Genomic DNA, 6,826 nt, shown 5'->3' with positions numbered 1-6,826 from the left:
GCCAGGAGGGGGCGTCGGCAAGCGGTGTGGCACCCACCGAGGTGGGCAGCAGCCGCTCGGGCTCGGGATGGGCGCAGCCGGCGAGGCAGAAAGCGGCCAGAATAGCGACAATGAGAGTGCGCTGCATTGAAAATCCCCCCGAATTGAAACGTGCAACGCCCCGAAGTTTAGCGGCTGACTGTGAATCGCGCACTCCAACTTTTGTATAGCGCGCGAATCGCTAGAATGTCAGACATGCCTAATACTTCCCAGTCGCAACAGTGGTTTGAGCGTTCCTCCAAGGTGATTCCGGGCGGGGTGAACTCGCCGGTGCGCGCATTTGGCTCCGTGGGTGGCCAGGCTCGCGTGATTGAGCGCGGTGCGGGCTCGCGCCTGTGGGACGTCGATGGCAACGAGTATGTTGACCTGGTCAGCTCCTATGGCCCGATGATCCACGGCAATGCGCACCCAGAGATTGTGGAGGCCGTGCAGCAGGCCGCAGCGGGTGGCTTGAGCTTTGGCTCGCCCACCGAGGGTGAGGCTTTGCTGGCGGAGGCCATTGTGTCGCGCACCGCGGCCGATAAGGTGCGCATGGTTAATTCCGGCACCGAGGCCACCATGTCTGCGGTGCGCCTGGCCCGCGGCTACACCGGTCGCGCCAAGGTTTTGAAGTTCGAGGGTTGCTACCACGGCCATGTGGACGCGCTGTTGGCCTCGGCCGGCTCCGGCGTGGCGACCTTTGCGCTGCCGGATTCCCCGGGCGTGACGGGTGCGACGGCGGCCGATACCATCGTTGTGCCTTATAACGATATCGAGGCCGTGCGCGAGGCATTTGCGCAGCACCCAGGCGAGATTGCTTGCATTATCGCGGAGGCCTCGGCCGGCAACATGGGCACCGTGGCACCGGAGGAGGGCTTCAATGGTGCGCTTGCCGACGTCGCCCATGAAGACGGCGCCCTCCTCATCCTCGACGAGGTCATGACCGGCTTCCGCACCTCCTATAAGGGTTGGTATGGCGTCGACGGCGTGGCGGCGGACTTGGTGACCTTCGGCAAGGTCGTCTCCGGCGGCCTGCCGGCTGCTGCTTTCGGCGGCCGCGCCGAAGTTATGGACTACCTCGCGCCGGAAGGGCCGGTCTACCAGGCCGGTACGCTATCCGGAAACCCGGTGGCCATGGCCTCCGGCCTGAAGTCTTTGGAGCTGGCCGATGAATCGCTCTACGAGCGCCTGCAGGCCAACGCGGACCGCCTGACCGGCATGATTTCTTCCGCGCTGTCGGCCGAGGGAGTAGCGCACCACATCCAGCGGGCGTCTTCGATGTTCTCCATCCGCTTTGCCGAGGGCGAGGGCCGCAACTTTGCCGATATGCAGGCGGCCGAGACCTTCCGCTTCACCCCGTTCTTCCACGCCCTGCTGGATAACGGCATCTACGTCGCGCCGAGCCCATTCGAGACCTGGTTTGTCTCGGATGCACTTACCGACGCCGACTTCGAACTCATCGAAGCCGCCCTCAAGCCCGCTGCCCAAGCTGCGGCCGCTGCGCGTCCCGCGAACTAAGGAGAGACATGACACGCACTATCGTTCACCTCGTGCGCCACGGCGAGGTACACAACCCGGAGAAGATCCTCTACGGTCGCATCCCGGGCTATCACCTGTCCTCGCGCGGGCATTCCATGGCGGCGCGCACCGCGGAATCCTTTCGCGACCATGACGTGACCTACCTGGCGGCCTCGCCGCTGCAGCGCGCCCAAGAGACCGCGCGGCCGATTGCTAAGGTAACAGGGTTGGACGTGGACGTCGATAAGACGCTTATCGAGTCCGGCAACCGCTTCGAGGGCCTGCGCACCAAGGGCCTGCGTTCCGCGCTGTGGAATCCGCGCCGCTGGCCGCTGCTGGTCAACCCGCTAGAGCCCTCGTGGGGCGAGCCCTACGAGCAGATTGCCGAGCGCATGCTGGGCTCCATCGAGCGCGCCCGCACCGCCGCGGCCGGCCACGAGGCGATCTTGGTCAGCCACCAGCTGCCCATCGTGATGGTGCAGCGCACCGTGCTGGGCCAGCGCCTTCCGCACGCGCCGTGGAATCGCGAATGCGACTTGGTCTCGGTTACCTCGCTGCTTTTTGAGGATAACCAGGTCACCGACATCTTCTACTCCTCGCCAGCCCAGGAGATTTAATGGCAGTACAACGCAGACGCGCGGTCGGCGCGGTGTTGGCGGCGGCAGCGATCGCGCTGCCGCTTGCCGGTTGCTCGCAGGATGCCGATAACGCGCAAAACGCGGTGGCTACCGGCGGCAACTTCGAGTTCATCACGCCCGGCGGCGAAAAGGTCATCAATTACGAGGAATCTGAGCGCAAGCCGCTGCGCACATTCTCTGGCGAGGATGTGCGAGATAGGGATAAGACCATTTCCCTGGAGGATTATGAGGGCGAAATCGTCGTGCTCAACTCCTGGGGCCAGTGGTGCGCTCCGTGTCGCGCCGAGGCCGATGACTTACAGGAAATTCACACTGAGCTGCAAAAACGCAATCTTGGCACCGTGCTGGGCATCAACGTGCGCGACTATAACCCGCAGGTGTCCAATGACTTCCTCGAAGATAACGGTCTGAAGTATCCCTCCATCTACGATCCACCATTTAAGACCGCGGCGGCCCTAGGCGGCGTGCCCACCTCCGTGGTCCCGACCACCATCGTCTTGGATAAACAGCACCGCCCGGCTACGGTCTTTTTGCGGTCCATCACCGCCCAAGATGTGATGGACGTAGTGGACAAACTAGAAAAGGAATAAATGGACAACGCAGCGAGCATCGGCAACTCCTTTGCCGAGGCCGCGACCTCCGGCCCGCTCATTCTGGGCCTGTTCGCGGCCGCCGTGGCGGGGCTGGTGAGCTTCGCCAGCCCGTGCGTGATCCCACTGGTGCCTGGCTACATTTCCTACCTAGCCGGCGTGGTGGGCGGCGAGGTTACGTTTGACGGTGAGTTGGGGGTGGGCGTCGGCAAGCGCAGGCAATGGGCCGTGGTACTGGCCGCCGCCTTGTTCATCCTGGGATTTACCGTGGTTTTCCTGCTGGCGACGGTCTCCGTATTCGGCGCGATTTCCGCGCTCCGGCTCAATGAGGAGACGCTCATGCGCATCGGCGGCGGCGTGACCATCCTGATGGGTGTGGTTTTTCTCGGCGCGATACCGGCGCTGCAAAAAGACACCCGCATGGCACCGAAGCGCTGGACCACCTGGCTGGGCGCGCCGCTGCTGGGCGGGATATTCGCGCTGGGCTGGACGCCGTGCTTGGGCCCAACGCTGGCCGCCATCATTTCCGTATCGGCCGGCACCGAAGGCATGACGGCCGCGCGCGGCGTGCTGCTTATCATTTTTTATTGCCTGGGCTTGGGCCTGCCGTTCCTGCTGGTGGCGCTGGGCTCCACGCGGGCGATGCGCTCGATTTCGTGGGCCCGCAAGCACTCGCATACCATCCAGGTCATCGGCGGCGTGGCCATGATCCTCGTCGGCTTGGCCCTGGTAACCGGTCTGTGGGGCGATTTTATTAGCCTGATCCGCCAGTGGACCGGCAACTTTGGCGCAACCCTGATTTAGGAGAGACGTGAAATATTTCCGCAAAGCCTGGCATTGGCTGACTAGTATGCGCACGGCACTGGCGCTGCTTTTCTTGCTGGCGCTGGCCGCGATTCCCGGTTCCTTGCTGCCGCAGCGCGACCTCAACGAGCAGAACGTGCAGGACTTTATTGAGTCCAATGGCAACGTAGCGAAGATCTACGACAAGCTGCAGCTTTTCGACGTCTTTTCTTCCGTCTGGTTCCAGGCCATCTTCATTCTCTTGGCCATTTCCCTGGTGGGCTGCATCCTGCCGCGTTCTTGGAATCACTATAAGGCATGGAAGACCCCGCCCACGCGCGCGCCGAAGTACCTCCATAAGCTGCCGCTGGCGGCCGAGGGGCACTCGGAAAAGAGCGAGGAGGAGCTGTCTGCGGAAATCCAGAAGCGCCTGAAGAAGTGGCGCGTGGCCGAGTACTCCCCCGAAGAAGACCGCGCCGGCGTGCACACCTTCTCGGCAGAGCGCGGCTACGGCCGCGAGTTGGCCAACCTCATCTTCCACGTGGCGCTCGTGGCCATCCTGGTCACCGTCGCCGCCGGCCGCTTGGTCAACTACGAGGGCCAGGTCATCGTGGTTACCGAGTCCGGCTCGCAGGGCGGCGGCCAGACCCTGGACCAGTCCACGGAGTTCTGCAATACCTCCACGTCCAACTTTGACTCCTTCCGCGCCGGCCCGCTTTTCGACGGCACCGGGCTCCACCCCTTCTGCTTCATCGCCCATGACTTCGCGGCCGAGTACCTGCCGAATGGCCAGGCGGAGATGTTTACCTCCAACGTCTCCTACGCGGAGGGCGAGGACATCTACAAGGATGATTCCGAGTGGAAGGACTATGAGCTCAAGGTCAACCACCCGCTGCGCTTGGCGCATAACCGCGTCTACTTGCAGGGCCACGGCTACGCGCCGACGGTCACGGTGGAATGGCCCAATGGCGAAAAGCGCACCCAGACCATTCAGTTTCAGCCGAATGACACGACCTTCTTCTTGTCCTCCGGCGCGATGCGTTTTGACCCGCCGGCCGGCATGCACCCGGATCTCTATGATCGCCGTCAGAACCAGATCGCCATCCAGGGCCTCTTTGCGCCCACGGCCGAGTGGTCCGGCGAGAACGGCAAGCTGCTGCAGTCCTCTTATCCGGGCCTGAATGATCCGGCGATGGCCATCGATATCTACCGCGGCGATGCCGGCTTGGATACGGGCACCCCGCAGTCCTTCTTCTCGTTGGACCCGAACCTGGTGCAGTCCGGCCAGCTACAAAAAATTGACCGTGTGAACCTCAACCAAGGCGAGGATGTAACCCTAGACGATGGCACGAAGATCACCTTCGACGGCGCCAGCGAGTTCGCCAACTATCAGGTTTCTTATGATCCCTTCCAGAAGTGGGTGCTGGTCTCCGCGCTGGTCATGCTCCTTTCCCTGGTGGCCTCGCTGGTGATTAAACGCCGCCGCGTCTACATCCGCCTGCGGCCGAACGCGGCCGGCGGCACCGACGTGGAGATGGGCGGTCTCGCCCGTACCGACCGGGCCGGTTGGTCCGAGGAGTTCCACGAGCTGCACCGAGCGCTGCTCGAACTGCCCGACCCAGACGAAGTCGAAGAAGACGAACTTTATACCGATGATTAGCGCGTGAGCTTAATCCAACAAAAGTTGGATTAGGCCGTTCCGCTGAGTAAGGTAATCAGCACTTACCCCGCACGTGTGAAGGCTAGGAGCATTCATGCAGATCGATCAGAATCTGTCTAATTTCTCGGATATCGCGGTGCAGACCGCCTTTGTGGTGTACTGTGTCGCGCTCTTTTTGTCGCTGTTTTACTACGGCCGCATGCAGGGGATTATCGAGGGCCGCCGCGCCGTGAAGTCCGAGGCCGCGAAGGTCTTGGTGGGTGCGGCTGGGGGCGTCGACAAGCAGAGCTATGAGGGCGAGGTTGCCCGGTCCTCTTCCGGAATCACGGCCGATGAGCTGAAGGAAAAGGAGCGCAAGGCCGATAAGCTCGGCGGCATGACCAGCGCGCTGATGTGGGTGGGCATTGCGCTGCACGCCGCGGCGATTGTGCTGCGCGGCCTGGCTACCGGCCGCTTCCCGTTTGGCAACCTGTACGAGTACGTGTTGATGGTGAGCTTCGGTGTGCTGCTGGTGGGCAATATGGCTATGCAGCGCAAGGAGTGGCGCACCGTGTGGCCATGGCTGCTTACCCCGGTGCTCGCGCTAATGTTTTATGGCTCCACCAAGCTCTATGCTGAGTCTGCCCCGGTGGTGCCGGCACTGCAGTCGCATTGGCTACCCATCCACGTCACCGTGGTTTCCTTGGGTGCATCGATCGGTATTATCTCCGGCATTGTCTCGCTGCTGACTCTTTTGCGTATGGCACAGCCAAAGCATGCCGAGCATGGCTTCTTCGGTGCTGTAGCCCGCCCGTTGCCTTCTGCCGCGAAGATTGACCAGCTGGCCTACCGCCTGGCTGTTATCACCCTGCCGACCTTGGGTCTGGGCATCATCTTGGGCGCCATCTGGGCCGAGTCCGCCTGGGGCCGCTTCTGGGGTTGGGACCCGAAGGAAACCGTGTCCTTTGCCACCTGGATTCTGTATGCCGCATACCTGCATGCGCGTGCGACGCCGGCCTTCCGCAAGGCGGCGCCGTGGATCAACGTCATGGCGATGGCGCTGATGGTCTTCAACCTGTTCTTCATCAATATGGTCGTCTCCGGCCTGCACTCCTACGCGGGGCTGAACTAGATGGCGGAGCATACGAGCCCGCGCCATAAGCCGGGCAAGCCGGCTGGCGATAATGCGGTGATTTTGGGGCTGGGCGCCCAATTTGCCGAGCGGCGCCGCGAGTTGGGCATTTTGCAGCAGCAGCTTGCCGACGCCGCCGGTATCTCCCGCTCCACTCTCCACACCATCGAGCACGGTGGAGCGGGCGTGCGGTGGGAAAAGATTACCGCCGTGGCCGAGGCCCTCGGCTTGGAGATGCGCTTCGTGCCGAAGGATTCCTAGTCCTTGTCGCCGTTGGTGCCGCGATTGCGGCGCTGGCGGCGTTTTTCTTCTTCTGCCTCCTGCGCGCGGCGCTGCTTGAAGCGCTCCTTTTCTAAGTTCCAGAGGAATTCCTCGTCATCGTCGGGGCCTTTGATAGCGCGGGGTTGGTCCACCTCGTGCTTTTTCCATGTCGAGGGCCCGAAGGCCTTCCAGACGAGGTAGGCGGCGAGAACAAAGAGGAGTAGCAGGATGATTCGGCCCATGCTCG

8 protein-coding genes are annotated in these 6,826 nt (G+C 62.6%); 7 read left to right on the top strand and 1 reads right to left on the bottom strand.

Annotation, left to right across the window (positions count from 1 at the left end; translation table 11 throughout):
- The first annotated feature begins 234 nt into the window (after positions 1 to 234).
- The 7 genes from hemL to RAE04_RS10890 all read left to right on the top strand — a co-directional run bounded on the left by hemL (position 235) and on the right by RAE04_RS10890 (position 6,579).
- Entirely contained in the window at positions 235 to 1,536 is a 1,302-nt protein-coding gene (gene hemL, locus RAE04_RS10920) for a glutamate-1-semialdehyde 2,1-aminomutase (protein ID WP_408933184.1), read from the top strand.
- Between the two features lie 8 nt (positions 1,537 to 1,544).
- Entirely contained in the window at positions 1,545 to 2,153 is a 609-nt protein-coding gene (locus RAE04_RS10915; protein WP_317027391.1) for a histidine phosphatase family protein, read from the top strand.
- Complete coding sequence (locus RAE04_RS10910; RefSeq protein WP_317027390.1) at positions 2,153 to 2,764, top strand: TlpA disulfide reductase family protein; 612 nt, start codon at positions 2,153 to 2,155, stop codon at positions 2,762 to 2,764. The genes RAE04_RS10915 and RAE04_RS10910 overlap by 1 nt, the downstream gene beginning before the upstream one ends.
- Positions 2,765 to 3,568: a cytochrome c biogenesis CcdA family protein gene (locus tag RAE04_RS10905; protein ID WP_317027389.1), complete on the top strand. Its 804-nt coding sequence runs from the start codon at positions 2,765 to 2,767 to the stop codon at positions 3,566 to 3,568.
- Positions 3,569 to 3,575: 7 nt separating this feature from the next.
- The gene (locus tag RAE04_RS10900) at positions 3,576 to 5,207 is read left to right on the top strand and encodes a cytochrome c biogenesis protein ResB (RefSeq protein ID WP_317027388.1); all 1,632 of its coding nucleotides are present in this window, start codon (positions 3,576 to 3,578) and stop codon (positions 5,205 to 5,207) included.
- A 94-nt stretch (positions 5,208 to 5,301) separates the two neighbouring features.
- The gene (gene ccsB / locus RAE04_RS10895) at positions 5,302 to 6,318 is read left to right on the top strand and encodes a c-type cytochrome biogenesis protein CcsB (protein ID WP_317027387.1); all 1,017 of its coding nucleotides are present in this window, start codon (positions 5,302 to 5,304) and stop codon (positions 6,316 to 6,318) included.
- Positions 6,319 to 6,579 (top strand): helix-turn-helix domain-containing protein, encoded by a 261-nt coding sequence (locus RAE04_RS10890; protein WP_284839451.1) that lies wholly within the window; start codon positions 6,319 to 6,321, stop codon positions 6,577 to 6,579.
- Here the strand turns inward: RAE04_RS10890 and RAE04_RS10885 are convergent.
- Positions 6,576 to 6,821 (bottom strand): hypothetical protein, encoded by a 246-nt coding sequence (locus RAE04_RS10885; protein ID WP_317027386.1) that lies wholly within the window; start codon positions 6,819 to 6,821, stop codon positions 6,576 to 6,578. The genes RAE04_RS10890 and RAE04_RS10885 overlap by 4 nt on opposite strands.
- Positions 6,822 to 6,826: the final 5 nt, after the last annotated feature.

Source organism: Corynebacterium sp. CTNIH16 (assembly GCF_032821655.1).
Lineage (GTDB): Bacteria > Actinomycetota > Actinomycetes > Mycobacteriales > Mycobacteriaceae > Corynebacterium > Corynebacterium marquesiae.
Note: the sequence above shows the minus strand (reverse complement) of the source record. Positions and strands in the feature narration are given on the sequence as shown.